The following is a 15,102-nucleotide window of genomic DNA, read 5'->3' as shown; positions in this document are numbered from 1 at the left end:
GATAATTTTTCTACTATTATAACTTAAATACTCACTATAAAACAATATTAGCCTCTTTAATACTATCAATCTTAGCTTATGCTAAAAAACAACTGGTCGAAAGACACAGTTGTTTTAAAATTTTATTCAGAAACAATTTTAATCCCTTTAGAAGCACCAATACGGTTTGCGCCTGCTTCAATCATTATTAATGCAGTTTCTTTATCGCCAACGCCTCCAGAAGCTTTGACTCCCATTGTTTCACCAACAGTCGAACGCATTAGAGCAATATCTTCTTTCACAGCTCCTGCTGTTGAAAAGCCAGTGGAAGTTTTAACAAAATCTGCTTTGGCTGCTTTGGCTGCAAGGCAAGCTTTCACTTTTTCTTCTTTTTCAAGTAAACTAGTTTCGATGATAACTTTCACAATAATTTCTTCTGGAACAGCTTGAACGACTTGACGGATATCCTCTTCTACTGTTTCCCAATCAGCAGCTTTAGCCGCTCCGATATTGATTACCATATCAATTTCACTAGCCCCATTTTTCACTGCTTCTTTTGCTTCAAAAGCTTTAGTAGATGAAGTATTCGCTCCTAAAGGGAAACCAATCACTGTACAGACTTTGATGTCTGAATCCTTCAACAAATCACTCGCATAAGTAACCCATACTGGATTAATACAAACTGACATGAATTGATATTCCAAGGCTTCTTGACAAATTTGCTTAATTTGGTCTTTGGTTGCATTTGCATTTAATAAAGTATGATCGATATATTTATTTAATTCCATTTTAAAACTCCCTTTCAATTTCAGTGACATATGATAGGACACTTAAAAGATAAATAGGTGCCGTCTCTGCCCGTAAGATTCTTGGACCTAAGCTACAAATCTCAAAGCCATTTTCTACTAAGAAAGATACCTCTTGTTGTTCTAATCCACCTTCCGATCCAAATACCATAACTATCTTTTTATTCTTTTCGATATTTTTTAATATTTTGGCTAACAGATGGTGTTGACCTTCTTTAGCACTTTCTTCGAATGCCACTAGTTTAATGTCATGAGTACGATACTGATTAACAAAGTCTTTTAAATTTAAAAGCTGCTTAACTTCAACCTTTTTTAAACGTTTTGACTGTTCTGCAGCACTATCAGCAATTTTTTGTAGTCTTTCAACTTTTTTACCAGCTTTTTTCTGGTCCCATTTGACTACATCACGTTTTAAAGCTAATGGTTGAAAGCTGCTCATGCCGCATTCTGTAGCTTTTTGAACAATTGAATCCATTTTGTCATTTTTGGATAAACCACAAGCTACAACTACCTCGACCGGTAACTCCGTTTGACTGAGAGTCTCACTTAAGGGTGACATGATTTCTAATAGAGCATAATCATTCTTTTTTTTGAGATAAGAAGCTAGATACTTCTTTTGATCGTATACAACTATTAACTCCTTCCCTTGCTTAGCCCTTAAAACATTGACCAAATGATGACTGTCTGATGGATTCAAAACAACTTTCTTGCCAATTTCTACTATTTGATTCGAATCATCGATAAAATATTGATGCATAACTCACTCTTTCTTCTGAGCCGTGATACCAGCCCATCCTTTATAATAATTAATTTGGATTATTTCCCACTGATCTGTTGATAAAGAATCGATTACTTGTTCTGCCTTCTCAGTCAGTATGCCTCCAAGAATGAGATAGCCACCCTTTTCTAAAAGCTGATAGGCATCCTGATAGAGCTTGAGTAATATATGAGGTAGGATGTTTGCCATGATGATATTTACTTTTTCTTCAACACCTCTTAATAAATCATTGACATGAAATGATATAGGTGGTTGAAAATCATCAGAATAGCCCATATTTTGCCATTTTTGATAAGTAAGATTTTGTTTAGCAGCTGCGATTGCTTGAGGATCAAGATCGTATCCCACCACTTTTTGTGCGCTGAGAGCAAAAGCTATCAATGCAAGGATACCAGATCCCGTTCCAACATCATAAACTTTCTCGTCACCTCGCATAACCATTTCTAAAGCTTGCGCGCCGAGTCGGGTTGTCGGGTGATCACCTGTTCCAAAGGCAACTCCTGGGTCTAAATAAATAACTTTCTCATCCTTATATTTTGGAGAATAAGCATCCCATACCGGAACAACTTTTATAAATCGTGAAATTTCTTGAATTCGGTAGTTTTTCATCCAATTTTTTTGCCAATTTTCCATTTCAATCGGCTCTTTTTCCCAACTATAATCGAAATAAAGGTTATCTTCTAAATAACTATCGAACAAGTCTTTTTCTATATCTTGTTCAAAAAAACCTAAGACAAGCCCCCGTTTATCTTGTTCTTTAAGGGATGGAGCTAAAGGAATTTCTCCAAATAAATTTTCTTTATTTTCCATATATCCATCGACATTTATAAGCTGCGTCCCTTTCGCCCCCCACTCAAATAAGAGATGAGAAACATATTCCACTTCATCAGGCTTCTTAGTTTCAAGATAGATAGTCACTTTTGTCCAATGAGTCATTAAACCCCCCCAGTCAATGCATCTAAAAAATTTAAAGCTGAGCTTATTCACATTATGGAGGACTGTTTATCTTTTTTCAATCAAAAGAAGTTATTTTTTCAAGATTAAGTCTAGCTATTTTAATAAGGGCATGTAATAATAAATAATAGACTTTAGAATATTTGTAACTTTTTTTGAAATTTTCAAAAGAAAAGGATAAAATAGTAGTTGATATTCTATTTAATATAAAAGCTAATAAACGAGGTGAACTTCATGGCAGAAAAAAACTTAACAGCAAAAGATATCTTACAAAAAGAATTTTCTCGTTCCATGCGTGGCTATAATGCTGCTGAAGTCGATGAGTATCTCGATAGTATTATTCGTGACTATGATTCTTATCAAAAAGATGTAGTGTTCTTAAAGAATGAAAATGAGCGACTCATTGCTAAAATAGATGAATTAACTAAGCAGTTATCATTAGCTAAGAAAAACGTTTCAACAACTCCAGGTTCTGGCGTAACCAACTTTGATATCCTTAAACGTTTATCTAACTTAGAAAAACATGTTTTCGGAGCCAAAATTTCAAACACAGAGTATAGTCAAAATTAATGATCATAGTAAATTTCAGGTAATCGCGGTCAATTCATTTGGCTGAGGAAAGTCCATGCTCGCACAAGCTGAAACGCTTGTAGTGTTCGTGCTTAGCGAAACAATAAGCTAAGGTAGCCTTAAGGTGAACGGCGAGTGAATATTCTAAGGCTTAGCTAAGAATAAGTAATTCATAAAGTGCCACAGAGACGATCTTTTTGGAAACAAAAAGCTGAAACGCGGTAAACCCCTCGAGCGAGCAACCCAAATTTGGTAGGGGCACTCTCTGTATGGGAAAATGCGTAAGCATTGCTTAACTGAAAGAGAGACAAGTTATCTTGTAGATAGATGATTACCCTTTATTTATTCTTGCCTATGGAATAAATATTGACAGAACATGGCTTATCGAAATTTACTAATATAGGTATTTATAGATGCATATAGTCAACAACACGATTCTGAGCCTAAAAGCTTGTTGAATCGTGTTTTTTTAAAAGGAAGGATTATCCATGAAAACATATCACTTAATTGCTACAGCAGCGGCAGGTATCGAGGGAATAGCTAATCAAGAACTCAAGGATTTAGGCTATGAAACACAAACAGAGAATGGTCGCGTGCGCTTTAAAGGAACTGCAGAAGATATTGCTAAAACAAACCTATGGTTGAGAACAGCTGATCGAATTAAAGTAGTGGTTGGCGAATTTAAAGCAACCTCTTTTGAAGAATTGTTTGACCAAACCTATGCGATTGCCTGGGAAGACCTCTTACCCATGGATGGAGAATTTCCTGTTTCAGGTAAATCGGTGAAATCAAAACTTTATTCTGTCCCTAACTGTCAAAGAATTGTCAAAAAAGCCATTGCCAAACGGCTAATGGATCACTATGCTCGTAAAATGCCTTTGAGCGAAACAGGTGATTACTACCCTATTGAAATATCGATACTAAAAGATGTGGCGATGATTACTTTAGACACAAGTGGAAGCAGTCTATTTAAACGAGGTTATCGAACTGAAAAAGGTGGCGCGCCTCTAAAAGAAAATATGGCAGCAGCTTTAGTCAAATTGACTACTTGGTTCCCTGACCGTCCTCTTTATGATCCAACTTGCGGGTCTGGAACAATTTTAATTGAAGCTGCCTTAATGGGACGCAATATTGCTCCAGGATTAAATCGGTCATTTGCAGCAGAAAAATGGGAGTTCTTTAATCCAGAAGTATGGTCAAAGGAAAAAACAAAAGCACGTCAAAAAATTAACCATGAAATAAAACTCAATATCTTTGGAAGCGATATAGATGGAAGAATGATTGAAATCGCCAAGCAAAATGCAGCAAATGCCGGTGTGGGAGAAGATATTACTTTTAAACAAATGCAGTTAAAAGATTACCGTCCGAATGAAGAATATGGCATTTTAATCTCCAACCCTCCTTATGGGGACCGCTTGCTAGATGAAGATAAGGTACACCAACTATACCAGGACATGGGTACTATTTACCGTTTGATGACCACTTGGTCGAAGTATATTCTCTCAAGTGATGACTCATTTGAGAAATTTTATGGTGAAAAAGCTAGCAAAAAACGCAAGTTATATAACGGTGCCTTAAAAGTAAATTATTATCAATTTTGGTCTACAAATAAATAAGGGTCTAAAGTCTTTACTTTCCCTTGTTTACGTAAGGCTTGTTTTGCTGCTTGATCAGCTGCTCGATTTTCTTTTTCAGGAATCCATTTTAGAAAAAGTAAAGGATAATGGTCCATTTCAAAGAGAATAACTTTTAAAAGCTTGCTAAAATAGTCTTTTTTGGCAAAACGTTTTTCAATCGATTGGAAAACAATCTTAGAATCGGTTTTAATTTGAATGAGTTGATCTGTTTTTAATTTTTCTTGCTTGATCCATTGCATAGCTAATCTTAAAGCAAAAAACTCAGCTTGGTGATTATCCAGACATTCATTAATATAAAATTTAAAAGTAGCAACTTTTTCACCATTGAATACCAAAAAAGCTAGGCCCGCTTCTTTAGTTTTAGGATCAAAAGCGGCATCAATTTGTATCCACATAGGTTTTTCACCCTCTCTATTTTGAAAGGAGTCTCCTCAATTGACAGATCTTATTCATATGCCAAATAAGAGCGAATATTTCTATCGCAAAGCCATGAATGCGCTTGAACAAAATGATTATGCAAGTGCATCTAACTTTTTGAAAGAAAGCTATCAGATAGAACCTTCCCTTAAAGTGTTTAAAGAACTAATTTCTATTCATATTATTCAAAATAAAAGTCAAGCTGTCAAAAAGTTATGGCAAAATTTTCTTTCAGACCACTCCATACAAGACCTTGACTATGAATTAGCGATACTTTATGTTCATTCTTTACCTTATCTTTTTTCTCATCAAAAACTATTGATTCAGTTATATGAAATCAAAGAATATTTTGATCAAAAAAAATGGGATATCTCTTTGATTGTTAAACAAATTGAAAAAATTAAAGAAAAAAAAGCTCTTTCTAAAGAACTTCAACTCCTTATAAATACGAAGGGGTTAGATTCAAAGTTGAAACAATTGAAAGAACTAACCTTATATGAACTTTTAAAAGAAATCAAAAACTTCTATAGTTTAGATTACTCCCTTAAACATCCAATCTTGACTGCATTATTGGCTGACAAAGAGATAAGTCAATTCGTTAAAAGTGATATATTGCATCATTATATAGTTCGAAATTACCAGGCCCATCTAAAACTGACATGGTTTGAAGAAATTAAAATCATCGATAGCCTATCTCTAGTCCCTTATAAAGAAGATTCGACCTATTTACAAATAAAAGCTCTTCTTGAAGATTATACGGTCAATAATAATCCTCATATTTATGATGGTCTACTAGAAGAAATAAATTTATTGGTGATGGTATACTATCCATTTATCAAAGAAAAAATCTCAGACCCTGTTGCATGGTTTAATAGCTTTTTAAGTTATTACCATATAGAAAAAAGTGAAGAATCCGATCAAAATGAGCGAATGGATGAAATTCTCCAACAGGCTATCGATGAAATCAAACAACTAAGTCTATAGATAGAAATTTAAAGAAAACTTTCTAAATAAATTAGAGCAAGTCTATAGTAGACTCGCTCTAATTTTACTTCTCTTCTTCTGACTGTGTATCATTTTCCTTGGTGTTTTTATGGTGCACGGTAGGTTGTGGATCAAGAATGACATGCTTATCCTCTTCTTGTGGTGGTAAGGATATAAAATCAATAATATCTTTGAAATTAACTATGGTCTTCTCTTCAATAATATCTTGCATCATCATATCTGATTCTTGCCAATAAATATCTACAACAGCACTATTAGAAAGCAATTTTGTAATTATTCCTGTCATGCTACTTTCTCTAAATTTGAAAGTAATCTTATCCCCTATTTCTGGTCGAATTGCTAACTTTACTGATTCAATCATTTCAAGACCCGTTTCATAATCTACATCTAATAGCGAAGCGATACGTGACTTGCTTGTCCCGCGTCTTAACTCCTTTTCAATTAGACTTCGTTGCCCATCTGAAATTTTTTTCGACACGTTATCCCTCTTTTCTTAAATTGCCCTCTGTAATTGTTATTATACCACATTTTTCTTTTTTATTCTAAAGGTTACTCTTTCTCTACCTTTGGAACCCATACAGAAAGTGCTTGACTATGAATCTTAATTTTTAATGGTAAACTTGGGCCTTTATCGCCATCAATGTTCGCTTTTAGTTCACGTTCTTCATTCAAGGAAGCGAGTTTAATATCGAATGTTTTACCCTTTAACGACAAGATGGACTCATTATCTAATTCGTGTCGAGGCAAGCCTTTCTCTTCAATAAAAGTAGCTATACTTGATATAGCCAATGAACCCTTAAAAGCATAAAGATGACCCAATCCATCAAATAGCTGGTCTTGTGAAAGAAGATTTTCCATTCCTCCCACACTAGTAGTGAGTGTTAATAATATAAGATTGGTTTTAAGGTGATGAGATTCCTTTCCATCGACACTAATGTCTAAATCAAAATCTTCCTCTTCAAACATCGCTTTAAAGCCATCAAATAAATAAGCTAATACCCCAATCTTATTTTTTACTTTAGATTCAGTTTCAAATACTGCTGAAGGAATAGCTCCTAGCGCAAGAACATTCGCAAAATACTGCTCGTTAACTTGCCCGATATCCAATTTTTTTAACTCTAAAGATTTAAATTGATTAATGGCTTTTACTGGGTTTAGAGAGATTCCTAAAGATCTTGCTAAATCATTTACAGTCCCCAAGGGTAAAAAAGCAAAATGAGGTGGTTGTGAATTCTCCATTAAACCGGATACCACTTCCTTAATAGTGCCGTCACCGCCCAAACAAATAATAGTGTCGTATTCATCTGCAGGGGTAGTTTTTGCCCAATCATAGGCATCTTGAGGTTTTTCAGTTGTTCGGTGTTTGACTTGAGCATCGTATGTATTAATTAGTAAATCAGCTAACTGCTCAGCATATGCTTTGGCCTTACCCTTACCTGAACCTGGATTAGCGATGATTAAAACGCTCTTCATATTAACCCTCCTTTTTTTACATTATACCACAAGTCCTCCTAAACGATTTTCCCTTCCAATTTCTTTGAAAGTAAGTTACACTGATGTATATCATTAGACAGAGTAAAAGATAGAACGTCAAGTGTTGTTGGATGGGATGTGGCCAACAAACGAAAAGAATTTATTCTTGCGATACTATCTTTGCATTCGCTGCATTAATATTATTTGTAGCGCTCTCTTGTCAAAAAAAGGAGCGTATTTTTTATGCAAAAACCTGATTCCCGTCGTATTATTTCATATGGTAATAAAGGAAAACTAACCACCCTACAATTAACTACCATGGCTTTATTATTAGCGTTTCGTATTATGTTAGCTTATATACCAGCGTTTAGAGTAGGTGAAATTGCCCAAATTGGAGTTGGCTTTATTGGTACTGCTATTTCCAGCGCTATAATTGGTCCATGGTGGGCTATCGTTATATCGGTAGCTAATGACATTATCACTGCTCTTCTAAATGGCTATAGCTTCTTCTTCGGTTATACCTTTAGTGCCGGTTTAGCTGGTTTCATTTATGGTTGGTTTTTGTGGCGTAAAGAACGTAATTGGAAAAATATTCTTATAGCAGTTGTTTTAGTAACCTTTATTGTAAACTTAGGATTTGGATCTCTATGGATTAAAATGATGCAAGGTAAAGCTTGGGCAGCATTCATGCCAATTCGTATCGCTAAAAACGCTGTCTCTCTTCCATTGAACACAATTATTTTAGTGATTATCCTAAAATTGCCTGTAATTGATCGTTTAATCAAAAAATTCCAATTTTAAACTTTATGGTAGCTCTTTTAGGTAGGTAACGCACTACTTACTATTTATGAATTATCTTATAAAATTAATAAAAAGGGCAGAAGTTTAAGCTTCTGCCCTTTTTATTAACGAAAATTTACTGTACTAAATATTATAAACTTCACTCAAAAAATCAAAAAATACTAGTAAACTTATTTAACAATCAGATTAAAAATTGTAAAAACTTGTGACATTTACTATATTTACGTATAATATGAAGATATGAAAATAAATGTAGCTTGCAACTACAGGAGGTATACTATGAAGAAAAATTATCGTGTATTGTTATATTACAAATATCAAAGAATTGAAGACCCTGAGTTATTTGCCAAAGAACACTTAGAGTTTTGCCGTCGTATCGGTTTAAAGGGGCGCGTATTAGTCGGTGAAGAAGGAATAAACGGAACCGTTTCAGGCACCCTAGATCAAACACAAAAGTATATGGACTATGTTCATTCACTAGAAGGTTTTGAAGATTTATGGTTTAAACAAGATCTTGCTGATGATTATGCGCATAAAAAGATGTCTGTGAGAACGCGTGAAGAAATTGTAGCTTTAAACTTAGATGATGATATTGATCCACATGAAATTACAGGACAATATCTATCCCCTAAAGAATTTAAAGATGCTCTACTTGACAAGGATACAGTTGTTCTTGACACTCGTAATGACTATGAGTATGATTTAGGTCATTTTAAGGGTGCGATCCGTCCTGAAATTCGTAATTTCCGTGAACTTCCTGACTGGGTGAAAGAAAACAAAGAAAAATTTATGGACAAACGCGTTGTTGTCTATTGCACAGGTGGTATCCGCTGCGAGAAATTCTCAGGTTGGTTACTTAAAGAAGGTTTTAAAGATGTTGGGCAATTACATGGTGGTATTGATACTTATGGAAAAGACCCTGAAACTAAAGGTGAGCTTTGGGAAGGTAAGATGTATGTTTTCGATGAACGCATTGCTGTCCCAGTTAATCAAGTAAATCCTACAGTAGTCGGAAAAGATTATTTTGATGGAACACCATGTGAAAGATACGTAAATTGTGCAAACCCAGAATGTAATGAACAAATATTGACTTCTAAAGCAAATGAAGATAAGTATTTACGTGGATGTAGTGAGGCCTGTCGTCGTCATCCTCGAAACCGCTATGTCGCTGAACATAACTTTTCCACAGAAGAATGGGAAGAAAGATTAAATGCAATTGGAGAAAGCTTAAGTAAAACACATTCTGCATAATTTAAGCCGATAAAGGGGATAATGAAATGACTAATAAAGAAAGCAAGAATCATCTGCCACCTTTGGAGGGTCATCATTTAAAAGATAGTAAGCCAAATCTCAATCAAAGGCGGCAAAGATTAATCAACCAGAAATCTTCTAACTATGTTAATAGCGAAGAAGCTCGAGCAAGAAGATTGAAAAGAATTAGTGAACTTGAAAATAAGAGCTTTAATAATTTTGATAAGGCTATTCCTCAGTCAAATGAGGATAGAAGACAGTTTTCTTCTAATCATTATCAATCGCTTAAAGTCAAAAAAGAAACTCCTATAGGTGAGTCAGTAAGCAATTTACACAATAAATCGATTAAAAAAGATCGCTCAGAGAAGAAAGTTATTAAAAAAACTGAAACTGACACTGATTTAAAGCTAGAAAATAAGACTATTAATCATACTAGCAGTAATAATTCTAGTAAGTTCAGTCGAGACGCTATAGAATCAAACAGACCTCAACAGAAGTCAAATCAAAAAACTGAAAGTGAAAGTGACAACCACTCAACGGATAAAAATCTTTTTCAGACTTACCTTGATAAAAGAAGAAAAAGAAAAAAAGAAGTGCGTAGTCAACTATCTTTGGAAGGTCTTGACCGGTTTTCAAAAATTTCCTTAGTCCTTTCGATTATCTTTAATGTATTTAGACGTCTATTCATCTACTTTGTAGTTGTGGGTCTTCTTTTTGGCTTTCTCTTATCAGGTGTTGGATTAGGCTACTTCACTTCATTAGTATCTGATACGACTCCACCAAGTAAACAAGAGATGGCTGAAGCTATTAATCAAGTCGAACAACAATCTAGTTTATATTATGACTCTGGCGACCTTATTGCTGATATAAGATCGGACGTCGTTAGATCTGTTACTAATTTAGAAGATATTTCACCCTATATTAAAGAAGGTTTAATTTCCATTGAAGATCAAGCTTTTTATGAGCATTACGGTGTTAACCCTAAATCAACACTTAGAGCAGTGCTTCAAACGCTTATTACCGGGTCTGGTACTGGAGGATCAACATTAACTCAGCAATTAGTTAAGCAGCAGTTATTAACAAATGATGTTACTTTCTTTAGAAAGGCTAACGAAATTCTCTTGGCCTTAAGAGTTGAAAAATATTTTACCAAAGACGAAATATTAAACGCTTATCTCAATGTTTCTCCTTTTGGCCGTAATAATGAAGGAGATAATATTGCGGGAATTCGTGAAGCTTCTGAAGGCATTTTTGGCAAAGAACCAAATGAAGTTAATTTAGCTCAAGCTGCCTTTTTAGTTGGTTTGCCTCAAGATCCTTATAGCTATACTCCTTATAACTATAACAGTTCACTTAGAGAGGATTTCAATCCTGGTATCAATCGAATGAAAGCTGTGCTATTCAGTATGTATCGTAACAAGGCTATTACTAAAGAAGAATACGAAACTGCGATTGATTATGATATTAGTAAAGATTTTATTAAACCTGAAAATCGTCCAATCGAACGCCAATCCTACCTGTATCAAACCGTCATGAATGAAGCCATTAAGAAATTAATGGAAATTAATGTCAATGACGATGGAAATCAGATGAGCGATGTTTTACAAGACATTGAATGGTATAATCAATATTATTCTGAAGCAGAAAACCAGCTGCGTACCGGGGGCTACAAAGTATATTCAACTATTGATAAAGAAATTTATGATCAATTACAAGAAACTGCTAAAGAAAACGTAGACTCATTAGGAGTAAGCTATGATGGGGTTTATACAGATCCTAGTACCGGTGAAGAAATCTATTATGTTGAAAATATTCAAACTGGTGTTGTGGTGATTGAAAACACTAGTGGAAAAGTACTGGGCTTTGTGGCTGGGACCGATTATGATAATAATCAAATTGACCATGCCTTTGCCACTCGCCGCTCTCCTGGTTCAACCATCAAACCACTTGCAGTCTATGCACCAGCAATTGAGAATAATCTTATTGCTCCTGCCACAATTGTACCCGATACACCATTTGTAGAAACTTATCCCGATGGAACTGAGTGGAAACCGACCAACTACGGCGAATCAATTTCTAATAAGTTTATCTCTGTCAGAGAATCATTAGCTAAGTCACTGAATTTACCAACTATTCGAATTTATCAAGGGCTTATACAGCAAAACGTACCAGTCTATGATTATCTTGAACTCATGGGCTTTAAAGATGGCTTTGCATATGATCAAGAAGAAACATACAACCTAGCCTTTTCCATTGGTGGAGTGAATACCGGACCGACTGTTTTTGAACAAACATCTGCTTTTTCAACTTTTGCCAATAATGGTTATTATATTCAAGGGCATATTATCAGTAAGATTGTCGATTCATTTGGAAATACTGTATTTGAACAAGAAGTAGAGCCACAAAAAGTATTTAGTGAGGATACAAACTACTTAATGGTAGATATTTTAAGGGATACAACCGAATTCGGTTCAGGACAATATGCCAAAGCTAATCTGCAAGTTCCAGGAGACTGGATTGCCAAATCCGGAACTAGTGAGAATGCTAAAGATCTATGGTTTATTGCCTCTACTCCTTCTGTTACCATTGGTACATGGGCTGGCTATGATTCACAATATTATGAATACTTTGTTAACCCAGATGATGGACTTGGCAATGAATCGGTTCGTTCACAAATATACTGGGCTAATATCGCCAACGCCTTATTCAGAGTTCGACCTGATATTTTTGGATCTAATGAAGTCTTTGCACAACCCGCTTCTGTTGTTAGCCAAAATATTGTAGCAATGACAGGAACTTTACCTGGAAACATTACCTATAATAACCGAATTGCTAGTCTAAATGGCCCTATTAAACAAGATTTGTTTAAAAATTCAAATCCTGCTGCTCCACTCTCTTATAACTTCATGTTTAACGCTAGTGATCAAGATACTGCACGTTTTTGGAATGCTTATATGGAATCTATTGAGGAAAAGACAACATCAACGACCTCTGCTGAAGAAACAACGGATGAGGATGATGAGTCTCGTTCTGAAAGCACAGATGAAAATGGTAATCTAATACCGGCGCAACCAGAAAATAGCGAGACTGTTACTGAAGAAGTATATTATGAATAATTTTGCAAAATAAAGGCTCTATAATAAAAAGCTATGAGTTAAAATCTCATAGCTTTTTAATGTTTTTATTCACTCAGTGTTGAACCACGGTGTACTAATTTATGGGGAAGAATGATTTGACGCTGCTCGATACCCTCATCATTCATAATTTTCGTTAGCAAGCGCATTGCTACCGCTCCAACATCATATAAAGGATATTGTAAAGATGATAGTTGAGGACGCGAATATTTTGTAAGGACTGAGTTTTTACTAGTAAGTACTTGAAAGTCTTCAGGTACTTTAATATTTCGATCAGTTAGGGCATTTAAAATGGCTACTGCTAAGAAATCTTTAGTAGCGATAACTCCGGTAGCTTTAGCAGCTAATAATTGATCTACAATTATATCTCCTTCATCATCAGTAAAGTCACTTTGGATAATCAAATCTTCATCTACCGCTATATTATGCTTAGCCAATGCTGATTTATAACCAGGAATCCGATGCACTCGATTGACATAATACTTTTCTGAATCGGTGATAATAGCTGGTCTGTTACCCTTTTGAAGTAAGAAATCTGTCATTTCTTCTATTGCTAATCGAATATCAATTGATACTGTATAGAGATCAGGATCTTCACTAATCATACCCGCAATAACTACAGGTGTTCTTGAAGTTTTAATTAATGACTTAAGTTCTTCGCCGACATTATAACCCATATAGATAATACCATCTACTTGTTTAGCTAATAAATTATTAAAAACATTAATTTCTTTGTCGACACTTTCGTCGGCATTTGCTAAAATAATGTCATATTTGTACATAGCTGCTATATCATCAATTCCGCGTGCCAATGCCGAAAAGAAGATATTAGTAATGTTAGGAATAATAACGCCTACTGTGGTTGTTTTTTTACTGGCTAGTCCTCTTGCTACAGCATTAGGTCTATAATCTAAACGTTCTATAACTTCTGAGACTTTTTTTCTAGTACTTGGCTTTACATTTGGATTACCATTTACAACTCGAGATACGGTGGCCATTGATACGCCAGCTTCACGAGCTACATCATATATTGTAATTGTTTGCTTTTCCATGCCTACCCTTCTTTCAAATTTTTAATTTACTCTTTGAATTTAACATAAGCAGACAGATAGTGCAAGCGTTTTCTAGCTTTATTCTCAAGTTTTCACAGTTTTTTCATAAATAATGAACTCGCTCATTAGAGGGTGTTTGCTGTCTTCTCCAAACCAAAAGATAGGTTAACACTGATTTCATTTGTAGAGCAGTTTACCCTTCAACTTTTTGGATGGTCGGTGACACCAAATATGGCAGTGAGGAAAATTTAACTTAATTAACCTACCATGGGAATAAGCACCTTATCAGATATAATCTATTCGAGAAAGAAGAAACGAAGAAACATCATCGGAGCTTTTAATTTATGGGAATCGCCGAATCGAGCGCAATGACAGACCATCATACTGCTTAAAGGAAGTAGTTATTATTAATAGCATTCAAGATTTTTAAAATACGCAATGATTATGAAAGTACGAGCGATGTTTACCGACCGAAGGAGACAGACACGGCACCTCAAAAAGCAATCTACTACAAACCGTCTTATGAATCACTCAAGTTTAACGAACGAGCCAAGCTCTTATCTGACGAAGGAAAGACACTCTACAGTCAACGAAGAATTGCTGTAGAGTCTGTATTCGATCATGTAAAGACAAATTTAAGCTCCTTCTTCGCCTTAGAGATAAGGTGAAGACTATTGTAAGACTGGTATTAATGGCCAATAATCAAGCAAATATGCAAAGCAGCGAGCTTAGAACGAAAAACACCTTTCCATTCTAAGCTCGCTGCGTTTTATGTAGCGGGTGAAGAGGCCTTTTGTCCAGCCTCTAAATTTATTTTAGTAGTTCATCTGTTTGCTTCTCGACTTCTTTTTTCACATCTTTTAGTTCTTCTTTTGTATCAACTTCAATATCTTCAATTTTGGCACTCAAGATGTCTTTAGATTGACTGAGGTCTTCTTTTACATGATCCCATTCTTTGCTTGCTTCTTTCTTTAATTCTTCAGCAGAACGTTTAATATGATCAGCTGAAGTTTTAAGATTTACACGGAAATCTTCACTCGCATCAGAAGCTGCGTCATACATCTCTACACCTCTTTCCACGGCATAGTCTGTATAATCATTAGCCCGATCAATCCAATAATCTAATTCTTCATTTAAATCTTCACGTAACTCTCTACCTGATTTAGGAGCATATAAAAGAGCAGCTGCCCCTCCAATAAGAGCGCCTAATAAAGCTCCCGCTAAAAATCCATCATTATTTTTCAT

Annotated in this window: 14 protein-coding genes, 1 other RNA gene and 1 riboswitch; of the genes, 7 read left to right on the top strand and 8 right to left on the bottom strand. The window is 35.1% G+C overall.

The genetic code is table 11. The features are described from left to right. Window positions 1-122 precede the first annotated feature (122 nt). The 3 genes from deoC to ACQV2P_RS00200 are packed head-to-tail and all read right to left on the bottom strand — an operon-like array spanning window position 123 to window position 2,499. Window positions 123-767, bottom strand: a complete 645-nt coding sequence (deoC, locus tag ACQV2P_RS00210) for a deoxyribose-phosphate aldolase (RefSeq protein WP_428884913.1) — start codon at window positions 765-767, stop codon at window positions 123-125. 1 nt (window position 768) lies between these two features. Further along, on the bottom strand, window positions 769-1,542 hold the full coding sequence (locus ACQV2P_RS00205) for an RsmE family RNA methyltransferase (protein ID WP_428874660.1): 774 nt from the start codon (window positions 1,540-1,542) through the stop codon (window positions 769-771). 3 nt (window positions 1,543-1,545) lie between these two features. After that, on the bottom strand, window positions 1,546-2,499 hold the full coding sequence (locus tag ACQV2P_RS00200) for a 50S ribosomal protein L11 methyltransferase (protein ID WP_428872993.1): 954 nt from the start codon (window positions 2,497-2,499) through the stop codon (window positions 1,546-1,548). A gap of 252 nt (window positions 2,500-2,751) precedes the next feature. Between ACQV2P_RS00200 and gpsB the strand changes: the two genes are divergently transcribed. The 3 genes from gpsB to ACQV2P_RS00185 all read left to right on the top strand — a co-directional run bounded on the left by gpsB (window position 2,752) and on the right by ACQV2P_RS00185 (window position 4,703). Beyond that, window positions 2,752-3,087, top strand: a complete 336-nt coding sequence (gene gpsB, locus ACQV2P_RS00195) for a cell division regulator GpsB (protein ID WP_428872992.1) — start codon at window positions 2,752-2,754, stop codon at window positions 3,085-3,087. Between the two features lie 11 nt (window positions 3,088-3,098). After that, window positions 3,099-3,476, top strand: an RNA gene (gene rnpB / locus ACQV2P_RS00190) — RNase P RNA component class B. Between the two features lie 99 nt (window positions 3,477-3,575). Then, entirely contained in the window at window positions 3,576-4,703 is a 1,128-nt protein-coding gene (locus ACQV2P_RS00185; protein WP_428872991.1) for a THUMP domain-containing class I SAM-dependent RNA methyltransferase, read from the top strand. Here the strand turns inward: ACQV2P_RS00185 and ACQV2P_RS00180 are convergent. Further along, the gene (locus tag ACQV2P_RS00180) at window positions 4,679-5,119 is read right to left on the bottom strand and encodes a ribonuclease HI family protein (RefSeq protein WP_428874657.1); all 441 of its coding nucleotides are present in this window, start codon (window positions 5,117-5,119) and stop codon (window positions 4,679-4,681) included. The genes ACQV2P_RS00185 and ACQV2P_RS00180 overlap by 25 nt on opposite strands. A 40-nt stretch (window positions 5,120-5,159) precedes the next feature. Between ACQV2P_RS00180 and ACQV2P_RS00175 the strand changes: the two genes are divergently transcribed. Continuing rightward, entirely contained in the window at window positions 5,160-6,125 is a 966-nt protein-coding gene (locus ACQV2P_RS00175) for a hypothetical protein (RefSeq protein WP_428894452.1), read from the top strand. Between the two features lie 64 nt (window positions 6,126-6,189). Here ACQV2P_RS00175 and ACQV2P_RS00170 read toward each other — a convergent pair whose 3' ends face one another. Together ACQV2P_RS00170 and ACQV2P_RS00165 are read right to left on the bottom strand one after the other, a co-directional pair. Beyond that, window positions 6,190-6,624, bottom strand: coding sequence for a DUF2187 family protein (locus ACQV2P_RS00170; RefSeq protein ID WP_428872988.1), 435 nt, complete (start codon window positions 6,622-6,624; stop codon window positions 6,190-6,192). A 71-nt stretch (window positions 6,625-6,695) separates the two neighbouring features. Then, on the bottom strand, window positions 6,696-7,619 hold the full coding sequence (locus tag ACQV2P_RS00165; protein ID WP_428881708.1) for a diacylglycerol/lipid kinase family protein: 924 nt from the start codon (window positions 7,617-7,619) through the stop codon (window positions 6,696-6,698). Window positions 7,620-7,715: 96 nt separating this feature from the next. Beyond that, window positions 7,716-7,813, top strand: a riboswitch (THF riboswitch). Window positions 7,814-7,862: 49 nt separating this feature from the next. Here ACQV2P_RS00165 and ACQV2P_RS00160 point away from each other — a divergent pair. The 3 genes from ACQV2P_RS00160 (at window position 7,863) to ACQV2P_RS00150 (ending at window position 12,787) form a co-directional block, all read left to right on the top strand. Beyond that, window positions 7,863-8,420: a folate family ECF transporter S component gene (locus tag ACQV2P_RS00160; protein ID WP_428872986.1), complete on the top strand. Its 558-nt coding sequence runs from the start codon at window positions 7,863-7,865 to the stop codon at window positions 8,418-8,420. Between the two features lie 279 nt (window positions 8,421-8,699). Further along, window positions 8,700-9,671: a rhodanese-related sulfurtransferase gene (locus ACQV2P_RS00155; protein WP_428874653.1), complete on the top strand. Its 972-nt coding sequence runs from the start codon at window positions 8,700-8,702 to the stop codon at window positions 9,669-9,671. Between the two features lie 26 nt (window positions 9,672-9,697). Then, window positions 9,698-12,787 (top strand): transglycosylase domain-containing protein, encoded by a 3,090-nt coding sequence (locus ACQV2P_RS00150; RefSeq protein WP_428885084.1) that lies wholly within the window; start codon window positions 9,698-9,700, stop codon window positions 12,785-12,787. A 65-nt stretch (window positions 12,788-12,852) separates the two neighbouring features. Here the strand turns inward: ACQV2P_RS00150 and ccpA are convergent, their stop codons facing one another. Next, window positions 12,853-13,857: a catabolite control protein A gene (ccpA, locus tag ACQV2P_RS00145; protein ID WP_428872981.1), complete on the bottom strand. Its 1,005-nt coding sequence runs from the start codon at window positions 13,855-13,857 to the stop codon at window positions 12,853-12,855. A gap of 810 nt (window positions 13,858-14,667) precedes the next feature. Then, complete coding sequence (locus ACQV2P_RS00140) at window positions 14,668-15,102, bottom strand: YtxH domain-containing protein (protein WP_428872980.1); 435 nt, start codon at window positions 15,100-15,102, stop codon at window positions 14,668-14,670.

Source organism: Facklamia sp. P12932, assembly GCF_050409545.1.
Lineage (GTDB): Bacteria > Bacillota > Bacilli > Lactobacillales > Aerococcaceae > Facklamia.
Note: the sequence above shows the minus strand (reverse complement) of the source record. Positions and strands in the feature narration are given on the sequence as shown.

Coding starts and splice junctions, on each gene's coding strand:
- deoC (WP_428884913.1), bottom strand. CDS start 767: ATGGAATTAAATAAATATATCGATCATACTTTATTAAATGCAAATGCA.
- ccpA (WP_428872981.1), bottom strand. CDS start 13,857: ATGGAAAAGCAAACAATTACAATATATGATGTAGCTCGTGAAGCTGGC.
- ACQV2P_RS00155 (WP_428874653.1), top strand. CDS start 8,700: ATGAAGAAAAATTATCGTGTATTGTTATATTACAAATATCAAAGAATT.
- ACQV2P_RS00140 (WP_428872980.1), bottom strand. CDS start 15,102: ATGAAAAATAATGATGGATTTTTAGCGGGAGCTTTATTAGGCGCTCTT.
- ACQV2P_RS00180 (WP_428874657.1), bottom strand. CDS start 5,119: ATGTGGATACAAATTGATGCCGCTTTTGATCCTAAAACTAAAGAAGCG.
- ACQV2P_RS00160 (WP_428872986.1), top strand. CDS start 7,863: ATGCAAAAACCTGATTCCCGTCGTATTATTTCATATGGTAATAAAGGA.
- gpsB (WP_428872992.1), top strand. CDS start 2,752: ATGGCAGAAAAAAACTTAACAGCAAAAGATATCTTACAAAAAGAATTT.
- ACQV2P_RS00165 (WP_428881708.1), bottom strand. CDS start 7,619: ATGAAGAGCGTTTTAATCATCGCTAATCCAGGTTCAGGTAAGGGTAAG.
- ACQV2P_RS00185 (WP_428872991.1), top strand. CDS start 3,576: ATGAAAACATATCACTTAATTGCTACAGCAGCGGCAGGTATCGAGGGA.
- ACQV2P_RS00205 (WP_428874660.1), bottom strand. CDS start 1,542: ATGCATCAATATTTTATCGATGATTCGAATCAAATAGTAGAAATTGGC.
- ACQV2P_RS00150 (WP_428885084.1), top strand. CDS start 9,698: ATGACTAATAAAGAAAGCAAGAATCATCTGCCACCTTTGGAGGGTCAT.
- ACQV2P_RS00200 (WP_428872993.1), bottom strand. CDS start 2,499: ATGACTCATTGGACAAAAGTGACTATCTATCTTGAAACTAAGAAGCCT.